Below are 14,686 nucleotides of genomic sequence, written 5' to 3'. Positions count from 1 at the left end.
CCTAAACACAGGTCCCCCCGCAACCAGCTAAAGGTGCATCTGCTTGCAAAATTGCGCTGACAAAGGCGTCAAACGCGGCTCCAGAAAAGGCTGTTGTGTCATCGCCTTGGAGCGCTGGCTGATTAAGGAATGGAAAACCTCCATTATGATTGTTTCCACTGGTCACACTGCCTATATAAGAATGTGTCAGACCTGCCGCCAAAACAACGGTTCTGCCGCAGCGGCAATTGGGCGCAGAGCCTGAAGCAGCAATGGTATAGCTCACGATGGTGCTGCCTAGATCTCTGATCCCTCGATTACCTAGTGAGCTTAAAGAGAAAAGGGTTGAGGTTGTTGTGGAAGTCGCACTGCTGAGGCACACCGTATAGTCGATGGTGGGCGCACTGGCTCCTAGGGTAAATTTCGATATAAAAGCATTGGTGCCCCCGGCTCGACATGCGCCAAAACCAGCCGTATCGCCTGATCCAGCGGTAAAGTTGCTGGTAGCAATAAATCCAGCGGGGCTAGTCATGCCAGTGATGAATATGTTTTCGCTGGCATCCACATAAAGGCTCTGTGGCGCGTACTGTAGGTCGTCTCCAACGCCTCCTCGGTAGTTCCCTGTGGTAACTGCCAGTTGAGATCCCGCGGTGGCTAGAGTGGTGCTGTATTTGCCGACAAATATGTCCAAACCCCCAGGCCGACTGCCTCCAAAACCGGTAAGATTGGCGTTGGTCGTGCCGCTAATAATGAAGCTGGCAGTGGTGGAACCCGTTTCTAGCCCACCGATTGACTGAATCCCCCCCGATGTTGGTATGCCTCTTATCCAGTTGGTCGTGGTATTGGCTGCGGGAAGTAGGCCGGTGGCGCTGAGTCTGGCGACAAATAAGTTTTGGGTGCCTGCTAGAGTAATAGGTGCCGCGGTGGTGAGAGTGCCGTCTCCGCGCTTCCAGGTGCTGCTGGAACGCGTTTCCCCGGCGATAATAGGCACGTTTGATGGGCCCAGGATAATCGCCTGGCCGACATCTCGTCCCGTTCCACCAATGATGCGAGCAGCGATGCCCGGAGATGCTGTGGTAAAGGTTGAGCTTAACTTGATAAATAGCGCATCACCTAGGGTGTCGCTTGCGGTGGTAGTTCCCACAATGGCGGCACAGGCACTGCCCGCGGTTGTGCAGCCCGACGTGGTGGTGTCTAAGACGAGTTGAGTTGCCTGTTGGAAAGTGCTTCCGGTTCCATTGATTTGCACCGAATAAGTGAGTGTGTATCGATCAGTCGCATTTCGGGTCAGTTTGATGGCAAAGCCGTCAAAATCTCCTGAACCCGTGGTGCTCCAGGGTGTGGTTGGGTGAGGGAAAGCTGTGGAATTCGTGTAACCAACCGCATAGACATTGCCGGCGGTATCCATTTTTAGGCTACTGACCACGTCCGTTATGGTGCCGCCTACGAACACTGAATAGTTGATCGCGCTGCCATCGGAGGAAGTGATGGTTATAAAACCATCGGCACTGCCGCCGAGAGTGTTGTCATTATAGGATGATGTGGCGTTAAATTTCTTAAAAAAGTTACTCGATTTCGACCAGCCGCCCACAGCAATCGCAGAGGTTGCAGAATTGTAATCGATGGTTAGCACCACCTCTTGGGCACTGCCTTCCAAATAGGCAGAACCGCCCATGGCAACGACAGGGTCTATGACGAGTTCCTTGGAGCGATCATATGAGCCTAGGTCGAAAGCAACGCGCTTTTTGTCGATGACTCGATAGGCACTCGCAATTTCATTTTTGCCCGCTTGGTTTAGTTGGTAAGAGATAGGTTTTTTAAGCAGGATCCTGCCGACTGCAGAGCTTACTAGTAAATCGCCAGTTTTGGTTAATCGAGTGCTTTTTTGTCCATTTAGAGATAACTCAATTCGTGAGGCATCGGCTCCGGGGGCCACAATAAAGTCATATTCGATGGCGTTGTCGCTGGGATAAAAAACGATATCAATGCCCGGATACATTGATTTATAAACTATGCTGCCAAAATGTCTGACATTTTCGGCCCAATATAGCTGATTCCCTACATAGTAAGCGCTTTTGCCACCGGTGGCGTTACCGCCATATACCTCAGGGTTTGGATTGCTGTTTTGGAAGGAAATCTCTAGGCCGTTGTTTAATGTTAGCCCTTTTTTGGTGAAGGCAAATAGGCGCGACTCCCCGCCCCGTCCAGCAAACAAGACTTTTTCTGGCCATTGGCCGAGATTTTCTTCGAATCTCATAGGGGAGTTGGGCTGACTTTGCGCGTTACTTCCCCAGAGGCTTAGTGGCAATAATATCGCAATCAGTGTGGTAAAAATTATTCGTTCCATATACCTATTATTATATATGAACCAATGATTGACAGTGCCACTTAAGGCCTGATTTATGAATTTGTTTTAATTTACAAGCATTAAGAAGGCGTCAAAGCCTCTTTGACTTATGACGCCCATTTTTTATAGACCCGCGAGTTTAGAATGAACCTCGGGTGTCTTCATCGTCAACGTCTTCAGATTGGAAAGGTCTTTTCAGATCTGCTTGTCCAATAGCTGTACGTCCAGCTTCGTTACGGGTTGTTTGTTGTTCCCATGGCTGTTTCTTTTGATTAATGGCGCTTCCTTTATCAAAGCCTTCGGATTTACGACCGCCACCTTGATTTAGGTTACCTTGTTGATTTACTTGATTTTTTTGGTTCCAATTTTGATTGGCCATTTGGTCTTTATATTTATTAGCCATATGTTTCCTCCTCGCAACAGATAGTCACTTTGTGTACTTTCTGTTCCTCTATTTTTAGATTAGATTAACCGTACACTTTAAGTCAAGTCAGTGTTCACCTCGGGGTGTTAGTTGGCCGTAATTGCTCCAAAATTTAGCCGTTGGAGCTAAAGCCATTAACGATGAAAAATTTAAGCTTATGGTTTTTGATATTTGGGATGCGGGCCTTTGCTGGTGAAATCACCATCGATCAAGTGGTCGTGGGGGGCTCTGGGTGCATGCCTACTACAACAGAAACTTTTTTGAGCTCCAAGCACCTATCTATACGCGTCGAGCCAGAAGCTTACGAGGTTATTTCGGGCGGGCGCAAGACCTGCATGCTGGTGCTGCCGGCGCATCTGTCTGCTCAAACCAAAGTGAAAATCGCTTCGATTGAATTTAAAGGTCAGCATGATTTGTCGGGGGGCGGCAGAGCCACGATTCAGGCGGAGCTTTTTGCGGCTGGGACAAGTGCTAAGCCCTTGAGCTGGTCCATGGGCGGCGCATCCCGCGGCCTCGACACTGTTTTGTTGGCGCCTGATGACCAAAGCGCGGTTTGGTCAGGTTGTGGCTCTAACGACAGCACCTCGCTGCGAATCAACACCAGTTTGTTGGTGCAAAACGGCAATATGAAAATCACCAGTATGCGGATTAAGCTGAGCGTAAGTCCTTGCTAAAGCGTGCAATGGCTATAAAAACCATTGCCAGCCATGGAACTTTCTTTTTTCAATACGCTTAAGCGGCTCGTAGAAACCTTCAAACCCATTGAGCCTGGCAAAGCTGGCCTATATACCTGCGGCCCGACGGTTTATAATTACGCGCATATTGGCAATTTAAGAACCTACATTTTTGAAGATATTTTGAGCCGGACTTTGAGCCTTGCTGGCTTTCAAGTAGATCACGTGATGAACATCACGGATGTGGGCCATCTCGAATCAGACGAAGATGCTGGCGACGACAAAATGGCACTGGCGTCCAAGCGCGAAAAAAAATCGCCTTGGGACATTGCCAGATATTACGAAGAAGCCTTTTTCAAAGACTGTGCTGCGCTGAACTTGTTGAGACCGAATTTGGTCTGCAGGGCCACGGAGCATATCGAAGAAATGCAGACCATGATTTCGACTTTGATCGCCAAGGGGCTCGCTTATTCGGTTGATGGCAACGTCTATTTCCGTATCTCAAAGTTTAAGGATTACGCCAAGCTTTCCAGGAGAAATCTTGACGAAATGTTGGATGTTGCTCGGGTGGATGTGGATACCCGCAAAGAGGATCCCAGAGATTTCGTTCTATGGTTTTCTCAAAGTAAATTTCCCAATCAAATCATGAAGTGGGAATCCCCCTGGGGCGTTGGCTTTCCAGGCTGGCATATTGAGTGCTCCGCCATGGCGTCTAAGTATCTGGGTGAGCATTTCGATATCCACTGCGGGGGCATCGATCATATTTCCGTACATCACACCAATGAGATCGCCCAGTCCGAAGGATGCTTTGGGCACCAGTGGGTCAATGTTTGGATGCACGGCGAGTTCTTGGTTTTAGATAAAGGCAAGATGTCGAAATCAAGCGGCGAATTTTTGACGTTGCAAACGTTAATCAAAAACGGCTTCGATCCCATGCATTATCGATATCTATGCTTGGGCGCGCATTATCGATCACAACTGTTTTTCAGCTACGAAGCTTTAGAAGGGGCGAAGAACGCATTTGAATCACTGAAAAACAGAGTGATTGGCTGGAAGCTCGACCCGCAAAAAGGCAGCACGCCGGAAAAAGCGGCTGAGTACAAAGCGCGTTTTGAAAAAGCGCTCGCCAATGATTTAGATATGCCAGTGGCCCTGAGCGTTTTGTGGGAAATGGCGAAAGACGCAGGGCTAGGCAGCGCGGCGCAGCTTCAATTGATCGCTCATTTCGACCAAGTGTTGGGTTTAGGTGTGGATAAGTTTCAAAAGCCGACGCTTTCCGAAGATCTGATGACCCTAATCGCCGACCGCGAGAACGCAAGAAGTTCGAAAGACTGGGCAAAATCCGATGATTTAAGAAACCAATTAGCCGAAAAAGGCGTCTTCCTAAAAGACGGCGCTACCGGTACCGACTGGTACATAAGATAGGGCGCCTGTATGGGTGTTTTGGAGCGGGAAAAGGGATTCGAACCCTCGACTTTAACCTTGGCAAGGTTACACTCTACCACTGAGTTATTCCCGCGCGATGACCCGTTTATGCAGCGATCGACTTTGGGTGTCAAGGGGTTTTCTGACTGCCTTGATCAAATTTAACGCTGTTATATATTGTGGCAATGCGATTCTTATTATTACTTCTATCTTTAAATCTGTCTGCTTATCGAAGTTTCGATTCTGAATACGAACAGGCTTCAAAAAAAATTCTCGGCAGTTGTACAGCTTCGGAAAAAGCGAAAAAGCTGTGTAAGCTTACCCCGGTTCATAAGGCAGTTTTGGCCGGTAATCTTAAGGCCCTTAAAGATCTAGCCGCTGATGGTGCGAAAATAGATGGTCTTGCGCGGTCCGGGTTTACGCCTGCTCATTTCGCAGCCCTGGCAGCAGATCGAAAGATGTTAGACACTTTGTATGATCTGGGCGCTTCTCGGACAGTTCGCGATGCAAACGGTGGCACACCTGACGAAATCTGGAACCGCACGCATATTGAGGATGCGCAGGTCAATTTGTGGAATGATGAACTCTCTGCGGTTGAGGCAATTACCGGCGAAGAATTCACCTCTAGAACGGGCGCCCGGTTTGTGACTTCGATAAAGATCAGTCCGCTTACCTTAGCTAAGGAGTGGATGGACGGTTTCAGGCCAGTACCGAGTGGCGTAATTGCGGCGTTTAAAGACGGTATCACAAAATCCTACAGGTCTTTCGAAGCAGATCGATCACCAAAACTTTATATCAAGAAAGTTGATGATGCGGTGGGTTACGGCTTATTCGCAAGCCAGGATTTTAAAAAGGGCGATATTATCGCCGAATATGAAGGCGAATGGATGCGAAAGCCGCCTACGGTGGATTCGGATTATAATACCCCCAATGTGGACGGTGCTCATTTGCGAGGTTATGCCGCTTTCGCCGCCCATGGTCTACCAAATGCATTTCACACCCAGCACCCCAAGACTGGCGGATTGCAGATGGTCGAAGTTTTGGTTGCCTCTAGGGATATCAAAGCTCATGAAGCGATTATGTGGAATTATGGAACCCATGAGATTATTTGGGAAATGTACAAGGAACAATCGCCGGCAAAGTTGGATGCTCATATCCTAAAAAACGGGCTAAAATTTGCCTCCACAGGATTTAGTTGGGAAAACATGGATAATCAAAACATCTTTGTATACGTGATGCAGACGCCGACGGTTTTCTTTAGACTGCTATTTGAACAAAGGATTCCTGCCGATGAATTGCAATTTATTTTAGAGCATGAATTGCTCGGCATGGGTTCGCATGATCCAATATTTGCCGCGCTACGCACCCGAACGATTGAGGCAATTCGTTTGACTGACGGAATGGGTCAGGCGGAACGAAAAGTTCTATGGGATTTTTTGGCTGAACGTGCAGCAGAAGGCAATTCGCAGATTTTCATTCAATTTTTGGGAAGTATCCAGAAATACCTTCCTATGTTGCCAAAATATTCTGACCTGGCTTGGCGTAAAACTTGGGTGGATACCTGTGATGTTGTAGAAAAAGACAGTAAATATGCCAAAAGAGGCGATTGCCGAAATCCTATTGTCTCCGAGTATCGCGAGCTATTTGAGCGAAAAAATGATCTCTAATCTAGGTTAGCAGCTGTCCTAGATTATCCTTAAACCAGGTATCTGCCAGTTGCCCATCTTCGAATTCTTTCTCGGCCGCTTTGAAGGTCGCATGATGAATGCACCTTCTTCCTGACCGACTTTGTGTCACCGGAAATTTCTGATGCAGCATCTCGTGGTGCAGCACGCGTTCGACGCATAGTTTAGGCACCGATGCACGATCCAGTGCGGGATGGATCACGATTTTCTTCTCCCTCGAGCAGTAAGAGCCTAATTTGATCGATCGTCTGCGCTTGGTGCTGGGGCCAAATTTGCCCCAAGTGATTCGCGCGTTGATTGCATTGTCGAAGTACTTAATATTTAATTCTTCAAAAATTTTTTCCAAGTCATGATAGACCCCCTTAGACAGGGATTTTTTCAGGTGATATGCCATTTGCATGATGTTTAGCATAATTGGATTTATTCTGATGCTGGGTTTTTTGGGCGGAATTTGGGCCGTTTTCCGCAAAAAGCCGGCTCCAGCTTTAACCGGCCATGCTAAAGATTTGGAAACAGCCCTGCTGAAGGCTGATTTTGGCGCCACCACCACCCGGGCGCTCCTGGGTGAGTCTCAAACGACTGAAGGTCTTAAAGAGGAAGTTCGGCAGATTTTAAGCCAAAAAGTTGCCTCAGGCCTGGAGCAAAAAGATTCACCTACGGTGATTTTGTTTGTGGGCGTGAACGGTGTCGGAAAAACCACTAGCATCGGCAAAGTTGCCATGCGCCTCAAGAATGAGGGCAAGCGCGTGATGTTGGGCGCCGGGGATACTTTCAGAGCAGCCGCTGGCGAGCAGCTAGCGGTATGGGCTGAGCGGACGCAAAGTGAGCTGGTTTCAAGGCCAAATGCTGACTCTGCTGCTGTGCTTTTTGACGCAGTTGCCAAAGCCAAGCAGGAAGGCTGCGATTTCGTTTTGTGCGACACCGCCGGCCGGCTGCATACCAAAGACAATTTGATGGAAGAGCTGAAAAAAGTTCACCGGGTATTAGGTAAGGCGATGCCTGGCGCGCCGCATGAAGTATTTTTGGTGCTGGACGGCACCACTGGTCAAAACGCATTGGCTCAGGCCCGAGAGTTCATGGAAGCCGCTCCCATTACTGGTATTGTTTTGACGAAAATGGACGGCACCGCCAAGGGTGGAATTGTGGTGGCAATTAACAAAGAGCTTGGTATCCCTGTGCGCTTTATCGGCACTGGCGAACAAGCCAGCGATCTTAAACCTTTTGATGCAAATGAATTTACGGAGGCCCTCTTTGAACCATCTCAGAATTAATATCACGGCAAAATCGGAAAATTTGATCCCTAAAAAAGGCACCGCTCATGCGGCTGGCTTTGATCTTTGCGCCGATTTGGACTCGCCTCGCACGCTGTCTCCCGGACAACGTTTGTTGGTTCCAACGGGCATATCGATCGCCCTTCCCGAAGAGTATGAAGCACAGATTCGCCCGCGCTCTGGGTTGGCGCTGAAAAATGGCGTCACTGTCCTTAACTCCCCGGGCACCATCGATGCAGATTATCGGGGTGAGATTCAGGTTATCTTGATCAATTTAGGTAGCGAACCATTTGAGATCTTGCCAGGCATGCGCATTGCTCAAATGGTGATCGCGCCCGTCACCGTGTCCGATCTGGTTTGTATTGATGCTTTGACCGCCACCGAGCGAAACGCTGGTGGCTTTGGTTCGACCGGCCTTTAGTTGGCTACCACTCCGATCGGTTCGTTTGGCACTGCGGCGGGCTGCGCCGAAACGCTGCGTCCTCCGCAGACCAAAGAGGGGATCATGATACTCAGTCCAAGGCCGAAAACGCCTAGGCCTGCATACAGCGCATAGAGCGAGTGTGTGTAGGTAGGCTCATCTCTTCGTGTTAGCAGGGCTGCGTGGTCAGCGGAATTCGGATCTTTGCACCCAATCACTGGGCATGTTTGATGAACGGTTTGCCAGAAGGTGCACGTGCAGTAGCCGGAGTCGTAGTAGCAACCTTGAGGATTGTTGTATTGGTCGTAATAACATGTGGTTCCACTTTGTGTGCAGTAGTAATATTGGCAACTCTGATAGCTGCAATCCCGTTCTGCCACGATCGTTTTTTGGCTGAAGCGAGAGGTGGCATCGCAATATTCTTCGTGCGATGCGGTTCCCGCGACGCTCCCAGCAACAATCGCTGTAACGGCTCCGATGCCGGTTAAAGTAGAACCGACCACCACGCCTGGGTAGTTTGCACCAATGCTTAGCTGGCAAAATAGAATCAATGCTAAAAGCGATATTTGCTTAAATCTCATAGGTTCGTCTCCTTCACGGCGAACCTGGAGCAACGTGTATTTATTTCACAGGCTTATCTCCTGGTGTAAGCGTTATAGCCGAACATCACCGCTCCAAAAACGCCGCCAATGAAAGCTCCTGCTCCAAGCGCTGTTGGCATCAGTCCGCTTTGCTTTTGAACATGTTGATAAATTGCTTCTCGGAAATCGGCAGATGTCTCTGATTTGCAGATATAATTGGCACACGAAGGTGTTCTAGCCGAGCAAAAATGTCCGATAATGGTCAGTTTGGTATAGTTGGAGCTGTTGTCGCAGTAGGCATCACCACTATTTTCATTGGTTAGAGTGATGACCCCAAAGATAAAACTTGCCAGGCCACCAGCCGCAACAACACCGCTCAGGGCAGCCAGCCCGATAGAAAGCCTCCGCTCTGCTTGAACAGAAGAGGCAACTAGGGCGACCAATAGTAGACTTATAAAGAGTGATTTCATAAAAGACCTCCAAATAGCTTTGGTTTAACACCTGAGTCCGGCAAAGTTATTCGAAGTCCTTAAATTTAATGATGTAAAACCCGTGCGGACTATTTGGCTGTTTCAGTGTTGTTATTTTTGGTGTCATTGTATTGCATGGAAAATATACCAAAAAAAATTTTTGCGGACAATCAGGAAGTCTCTAGGCCTAGTACACCTGATTCCGACTTTGCGCCTTCTTCAAGGAGTCTAAGGTTGGAAGTAAAGACAAGTTTGAGGTTAACGCTAAGCCACCTAAAAGCACTATGCGTTTAGTCGGTATGCGGTTCGATGTGCCGAGCACGCCTCCGAGTTCACATTCAACGATTCCGCTACCTGTGGACTGGGAGAAGTTTAGAGATCTGCCCCTGAAAGAAACCCAAGAAGCTCATGCTAAGATGGTCAAATTCAATAAGGACAATTCTGATCATCACGAAGGAGAGATCCTCGAACGTATGCTTAAAATGTCTGTCGGCATGAAAGAAGAGGATGTTAAGGAAAAGGCAGCTGTTGATAAGCAAGCCAGACGTACGTTTCTGGGTCGGTATTCCACCTTGGTTCATAGTAGGTACAGTTGAGCGAGAAACGGGTCTCGAACCCGCGACCTTAAGCTTGGGAAGCTTACGCTCTACCAACTGAGCTATTCTCGCGTGCTTCGCTATTATGCCAGAATAAACTTAAGCTTTAAAGTAGGTCAGCGTTTTATACTTTCTAGCTGCTCTATCAAAGGCTGGTCTCGCTCGGTGACCAGGTTTATCACCGTTCCCTTTCGGCCTGCTCGCGCCGTTCTGCCAACGCGATGGATGTAGTTTTCGATTTGCTGCGGCAAATGATAGTTAATCACACGCTCGACATGTTCAACGTCTAGGCCTCTAGAGCCTAGATCAGTGGCTATCAAATATTTGATGGTGCCTTCGCGGAAGGCTTTTAAATTGCCGCGGCGCTCGACTTTGTCCATTTCGCCCCGATAAATGGCGCATGGCATGCCTTTCTTTTTAAGTTCGTCGGCTAGTTTGTCGCACTGTTCTCTGGTGTTAGTGAAAATTAGGGTTCCGCCGCGAACGGATTCGGCCAGAATTTTTTCTAAGATGATAAAACGTTTGCCGTCGATGACTTTGGTGTTGATGGTGGTCAGACCTTTCACTAAGCGATGACTGCCTTGGCTGCGAACTAGTTCGACTTTCGAAAATAGCTTATCGATTAAATTTTGAACTTTGCCTGAAACTGTCGCTGAAAAGAGCGCCATTTGGCACGATTTAGGGCAGTCCGCTGCGATTCTTTCGGCATCGGGCAGAAAGCCTTGGTCGAGCATTTGATCTGCTTCATCAAAGACCAAGACTCGAACGTCGCTTAAGTTGACTAGGCTTCTATCGAGCAATTTGATTAAGCGGCCTGGTGTTGCGATGAGGACTTCAAAAGGACCAGCAATATTCTTTTTAGCCACGTCAATGGTTGAGCCGCCCAGCACGGTACGAATTCGAAGGCGGGTGGCATGGGTAAAAGGCTTAAATACGCGCGAGACTTGCTCGCCTAGCTCTCTGGTGGGTACGATGATTGCGGCTCGTGGCTGGCCATCTACGCTGACCGGGTTTCCGCCGGTTTCTAGAGTTTTCAGTAGGTGCAGAATGGGCAAAGCAAAGGCCAGGGTCTTGCCGCTGCCAGTTTCGGAAACGCCGACTGCTGAACCGCCATTTAATAAAATCGGCACCACGCGCTGTTGAACTTCCGTCGGTTTTACAAAACCATTTTCCGTTAAAGACGTTTGGATAGATGGGAGCAAATTGAAATCAGAAAATGCGTTCATAATAAGAGCTTATTCTTTAAGAAGAATTAGCGTGATCTGCAAGCTGATTCTGATTTAATGTATAATAAATAATATATGGTCTCAAGAATGGGAGGCAGTGAGTCAGCCAATAAAATCACGTTCGGACCTGAGAGCCGGACCGGAGTTCGTCAGGTGGTTGATCAGCTACATGACGAATTTAAGGTCGATCCGGGAGTCAACCCGCTCATCCCCAAATATGGCTATCAAGCCCAAGTTCTTTCTCATTACGTTACGCCTGGGTCCCATGCTTGGCGCAATTATGGCGAATTGGGTAAGCAGATTGATAATTTAGGCAATATTTCACTGCGAATTGGAGAGGGGGAGCTCCCCCCGGACACTTATTTGGAGCATTTGTCCCATCATATCGCCTATCACGACTTACAAGTAGGGATGATACTGCCAGGGCCGAAGGCTGGCACCTTTTTAGAAGTAAAACGCATCTTTAAAAATGCAGACGGCTTAATTGCTTTTGGTTTGGAGTCAGAAAATCCCACCGTAAAACCCATACTCCTCTTTCAAGGCACCGATTTCGAAAATATGGCGCACCTGCATTTAGATACGGATCCAGATATTGGCGCCGAAGCCGTAAGAGCAAGTTTACCTCAGCTGGGCGAATGGTTAGATGAGCACCCTGGTGCAACTTTAACGGGTCATAGTTTAGGAGGCGCCAAAGCGCAGCAACTGGCGGCAAGACATCCGGCAGGCGTTAAAAGCGTGGTGACCTTTTGCTCGCCAGGCATCAAGCGCGAAACAGCTAAAATGCTACCTTCGTCCGTCAAAGAAGTTAGGCATTATATGACGGAAAAAGATCCCGTACCTCTTTTTGGCGAAACGCATTTAACAGGAAAAATGATCAATTTGTCCGGGTCGCACACAGTTGCTCAGGCACACACCGTGTCTGCATTGCTCGAAAGGAATACCCAAAGGGACAAATATTCGGTCAGGGACTTTGAAGGCAATCCACAACAGATCGGCACATTGGAAAAGATTCGCTCCGCACAGGCCGTTCAAAAAAGACTGCATCAGGCCATTGAAGAAAAGGCAAGGCCCCAATCCCGATCCAGAAGAAGCCCGCTCCATCCTGACGAAGGCGGCAGTGAGATGTTTTCCGTAACTCATTTCGATAAAGCTGATGAGAAGGAGATGCTAGCGGATATTAAACGCAAGATTCAGGCAGAAAAAAATGCCAAATCTTAAACGCGAAGGCGGATATAAGTTCCAAGTATGGTGAGAAGCCCTAGGCCGGCGACACCGGCATGGACGTAAACCGCAATCAGCGCGTTTGAATAGTGCGGCTCTACGTGCCTGGTCAAAATGTTTGCCTTGTCGCCTGTATTTGGATCTTGGCAGCCGTAATCATTACAAGTGCGATCAACGGTTCGATAGTAGGAGCAGTGGCAGCTGTTTGTCTTACCGTTACTGCTGCAACTCTGAACAGCACAGGTTTGATAACTGCAGTCATGCGTACCAACCACTACTTTATCCTTAAACCGCGAGGCCGGGTCGCAATACTCTTCTTTATCGGTCACACCAGCGATAATGCCGCCGACGATTAAGCCAATTGCACCTGCTGTGAAGATCCCGCCGCCAATTTTGTAGCCTAGCGGCATGGAAAAGCTGGCGGTGCTAAAGATGAGTGCTGTCGTGATGAGTAGTTTTCCAAAGTGCATATAATTCAAACTGCCAATTTAGACTGTTTATTCGCCAGCCCAGCCCCCACCACACACCGATTGATTGGCCCTCCTACTTGTGCGATAGCCTTAGGCTGCATGCAAAATATCCGGAATTTTTCAATTATTGCTCATATTGATCATGGCAAGAGCACATTGGCCGATCGAATTCTGGAATTTACCGGCGCGCTCTCGTCTCGGGAGATGAAAGAGCAATTTTTGGATAAAATGGAGCTTGAAAGAGAGCGGGGCATTACCATCAAGTCTCAAGCGGTTAGGCTGCATTACGAGGCCAAGGATGGCCAAACCTATCTGTTTAATTTGATCGATACGCCGGGGCACGTGGATTTTGGTTATGAAGTCTCGCGCTCTTTGTCTGCTTGTGAAGGCGCGCTGCTTGTTGTTGATGCGTCGCAAGGGGTACAGGCACAGACGCTCGCCAATGTTTATTTGGCACTGGACAACAATCTGACCATTGTACCGGTGATTAATAAAATCGATCTGCCGAATGCTGAGCCGGAACGAGTTCGACAAGAGATCGAAGATATTATCGGTATTGATGCCTCTCAAAGCGTGCTCGCTTCCGGCAAGACTGGCCTTGGTATTGAGGATGTTTTGGAGGCTGTGGTCAAACAAGTGCCGCCGCCTTCTGGGCCTATCGATGCACCGCTGCAGGCCCTTATTTTTGACAGTTGGTTTGATGCCTACCGCGGCGTTGTAGTGCTGGTGCGGGTTGTGCAAGGGTCACTTGCGCCTGGAACGCCTATACGCCTCATGCATACTGGCAAAGAATTTGTGGTCCAGGAAATCGGCGCATTTTCACCGCACCCGGTCAAGCTGCCGAGTCTGAGCAGTGGTGAAGTGGGTTTTGTGATTGCGAATGTGAAGAGCGTCACGGATGCTCGCGTTGGTGATACCATTACCACCATCAATAACCCTGCGCCGGCACCGGTTCAGGGCTTTAAAGAAGTGAAGCCGATGGTGTTTGCGGGGATCTTTCCGACAGAAACTTCGGACTATGAAAACCTTCGGGACGCGCTTTCTAAATTGGTTTTGAATGATGCTTCATTGGTTTATGAGCCAGAGACCAGTCAGGCTCTAGGGTTTGGATACCGATGTGGATTTTTGGGCTTGTTGCACATGGAAATTGTGCAAGAAAGGCTTGAGCGCGAGTTCGATCTGGATTTGATTACCACAGCGCCTACCGTGATTTTTAAAGCTCATCTGAAATCCGGTGCGGTGATTAACATTGATAACCCGTCCAAAATGCCAGAGCCAACGACGACCGAGTTTTTGGAAGAGCCTTACGTTAAAGTGAGCATTCATGCGCCGACGGATTATGTCGGATCGATCATTACGCTTTGCGAAGAGCGTCGGGGCGAGCAAGTTGGTATTGATTACCCGAGCCCAACGCATGCGGTGGTTTTGTACATGTTGCCTATGGCAGAGATCGTGTTCGATTTCTTCGATCGCTTAAAATCGCTGAGCCGTGGTTATGCCAGTTTGGATTATGAACTTGAAGGCTATCGCAGATCCAAGCTTGTCAAAGTAGATATTTTGCTAAACGGCGATCCGGTCGATGCGTTGTCTTTGGTGTTGCACCAGACAACGGCGCATCAACGCGGCAAAGTTATCTGCGAGAAGATGAAAGAGATTATCCCGAAGCAGCAGTTTCAGGTGGCAATCCAGGCAGCCATCGGCGGCAAGATTATCTCTCGCGAAACCATTTCAGCGCTTCGAAAGGACGTAACCGCCAAATGTTACGGTGGGGATATCTCCAGGAAGCGAAAGTTGCTTGAAAAGCAAAAAAAAGGCAAAAAGAGAATGAGGCAGATTGGGAAGATCGAAGTGCCGCAAGCTGCTTTCTTATCTGTGTTGAAGATTGATTGAGGACAA

General features: G+C 48.5%; 15 protein-coding genes and 2 tRNA genes. 8 read left to right on the top strand and 9 right to left on the bottom strand.

Annotation, left to right across the window (positions count from 1 at the left end; translation table 11 throughout):
• Window position 1: 1 nt before the first annotated feature.
• Window positions 2-2,236, bottom strand: coding sequence for a hypothetical protein (locus V4534_06460; GenBank protein ID MES2504504.1), 2,235 nt, complete (start codon window positions 2,234-2,236; stop codon window positions 2-4).
• A gap of 229 nt (window positions 2,237-2,465) precedes the next feature.
• Entirely contained in the window at window positions 2,466-2,729 is a 264-nt protein-coding gene (locus tag V4534_06455) for a hypothetical protein (GenBank protein ID MES2504503.1), read from the bottom strand.
• Window positions 2,730-2,890: 161 nt separating this feature from the next.
• Between V4534_06455 and V4534_06450 the strand changes: the two genes are divergently transcribed.
• Together V4534_06450 and cysS are read left to right on the top strand one after the other, a co-directional pair.
• The gene (locus V4534_06450) at window positions 2,891-3,424 is read left to right on the top strand and encodes a DUF4360 domain-containing protein (protein ID MES2504502.1); all 534 of its coding nucleotides are present in this window, start codon (window positions 2,891-2,893) and stop codon (window positions 3,422-3,424) included.
• 33 nt (window positions 3,425-3,457) lie between these two features.
• Complete coding sequence (gene cysS / locus V4534_06445; protein ID MES2504501.1) at window positions 3,458-4,849, top strand: cysteine--tRNA ligase; 1,392 nt, start codon at window positions 3,458-3,460, stop codon at window positions 4,847-4,849.
• Between the two features lie 19 nt (window positions 4,850-4,868).
• Here the strand turns inward: cysS and V4534_06440 are convergent.
• A tRNA-Gly gene (locus V4534_06440) sits at window positions 4,869-4,943 on the bottom strand.
• 91 nt (window positions 4,944-5,034) lie between these two features.
• On the opposite strand from V4534_06440, the gene V4534_06435 reads away from it, so the two are divergent.
• On the top strand, window positions 5,035-6,516 hold the full coding sequence (locus tag V4534_06435; protein ID MES2504500.1) for an SET domain-containing protein-lysine N-methyltransferase: 1,482 nt from the start codon (window positions 5,035-5,037) through the stop codon (window positions 6,514-6,516).
• A 1-nt stretch (window position 6,517) separates the two neighbouring features.
• On the opposite strand, the gene V4534_06430 is transcribed toward V4534_06435, so the two are convergent.
• Window positions 6,518-6,928 (bottom strand): hypothetical protein, encoded by a 411-nt coding sequence (locus V4534_06430; GenBank protein ID MES2504499.1) that lies wholly within the window; start codon window positions 6,926-6,928, stop codon window positions 6,518-6,520.
• A gap of 4 nt (window positions 6,929-6,932) precedes the next feature.
• On the opposite strand from V4534_06430, the gene ftsY reads away from it, so the two are divergent.
• A complete protein-coding gene (ftsY, locus tag V4534_06425) occupies window positions 6,933-7,805 on the top strand; it encodes a signal recognition particle-docking protein FtsY (GenBank protein ID MES2504498.1) in 873 nt (290 codons plus the stop codon).
• Window positions 7,765-8,226: a dUTP diphosphatase gene (dut, locus tag V4534_06420; GenBank protein ID MES2504497.1), complete on the top strand. Its 462-nt coding sequence runs from the start codon at window positions 7,765-7,767 to the stop codon at window positions 8,224-8,226. The genes ftsY and dut overlap by 41 nt, the downstream gene beginning before the upstream one ends.
• Here dut and V4534_06415 read toward each other — a convergent pair.
• Complete coding sequence (locus V4534_06415) at window positions 8,223-8,807, bottom strand: hypothetical protein (protein MES2504496.1); 585 nt, start codon at window positions 8,805-8,807, stop codon at window positions 8,223-8,225. The genes dut and V4534_06415 overlap by 4 nt on opposite strands.
• A 53-nt stretch (window positions 8,808-8,860) precedes the next feature.
• Window positions 8,861-9,277, bottom strand: coding sequence for a hypothetical protein (locus V4534_06410; GenBank protein ID MES2504495.1), 417 nt, complete (start codon window positions 9,275-9,277; stop codon window positions 8,861-8,863).
• 311 nt (window positions 9,278-9,588) lie between these two features.
• Here V4534_06410 and V4534_06405 point away from each other — a divergent pair, with 311 nt between their 5' ends.
• Window positions 9,589-9,873, top strand: coding sequence for a hypothetical protein (locus tag V4534_06405; protein ID MES2504494.1), 285 nt, complete (start codon window positions 9,589-9,591; stop codon window positions 9,871-9,873).
• Here V4534_06405 and V4534_06400 read toward each other — a convergent pair.
• A tRNA-Gly gene (locus V4534_06400) sits at window positions 9,873-9,945 on the bottom strand. The two genes, V4534_06405 and V4534_06400, sit on opposite strands and share 1 nt — an antisense overlap.
• A gap of 44 nt (window positions 9,946-9,989) precedes the next feature.
• Window positions 9,990-11,099, bottom strand: coding sequence for a DEAD/DEAH box helicase (locus V4534_06395; GenBank protein MES2504493.1), 1,110 nt, complete (start codon window positions 11,097-11,099; stop codon window positions 9,990-9,992).
• Between the two features lie 153 nt (window positions 11,100-11,252).
• Here V4534_06395 and V4534_06390 point away from each other — a divergent pair, with 153 nt between their 5' ends.
• Complete coding sequence (locus V4534_06390; protein MES2504492.1) at window positions 11,253-12,317, top strand: hypothetical protein; 1,065 nt, start codon at window positions 11,253-11,255, stop codon at window positions 12,315-12,317.
• Here V4534_06390 and V4534_06385 read toward each other — a convergent pair.
• Window positions 12,314-12,790, bottom strand: a complete 477-nt coding sequence (locus tag V4534_06385; GenBank protein ID MES2504491.1) for a hypothetical protein — start codon at window positions 12,788-12,790, stop codon at window positions 12,314-12,316. The two genes, V4534_06390 and V4534_06385, sit on opposite strands and share 4 nt — an antisense overlap.
• Window positions 12,791-12,889: 99 nt before the next feature.
• Here V4534_06385 and lepA point away from each other — a divergent pair, with 99 nt between their 5' ends.
• Window positions 12,890-14,680 (top strand): translation elongation factor 4, encoded by a 1,791-nt coding sequence (gene lepA, locus V4534_06380; GenBank protein MES2504490.1) that lies wholly within the window; start codon window positions 12,890-12,892, stop codon window positions 14,678-14,680.
• The last annotated feature ends 6 nt before the right edge of the window (window positions 14,681-14,686 follow it).

Source organism: Myxococcota bacterium, from assembly GCA_040387835.1.
Lineage (GTDB): Bacteria > Myxococcota > UBA727 > UBA727 > JABDBI01 > JAZKCZ01.
Note: the sequence above shows the minus strand (reverse complement) of the source record. Positions and strands in the feature narration are given on the sequence as shown.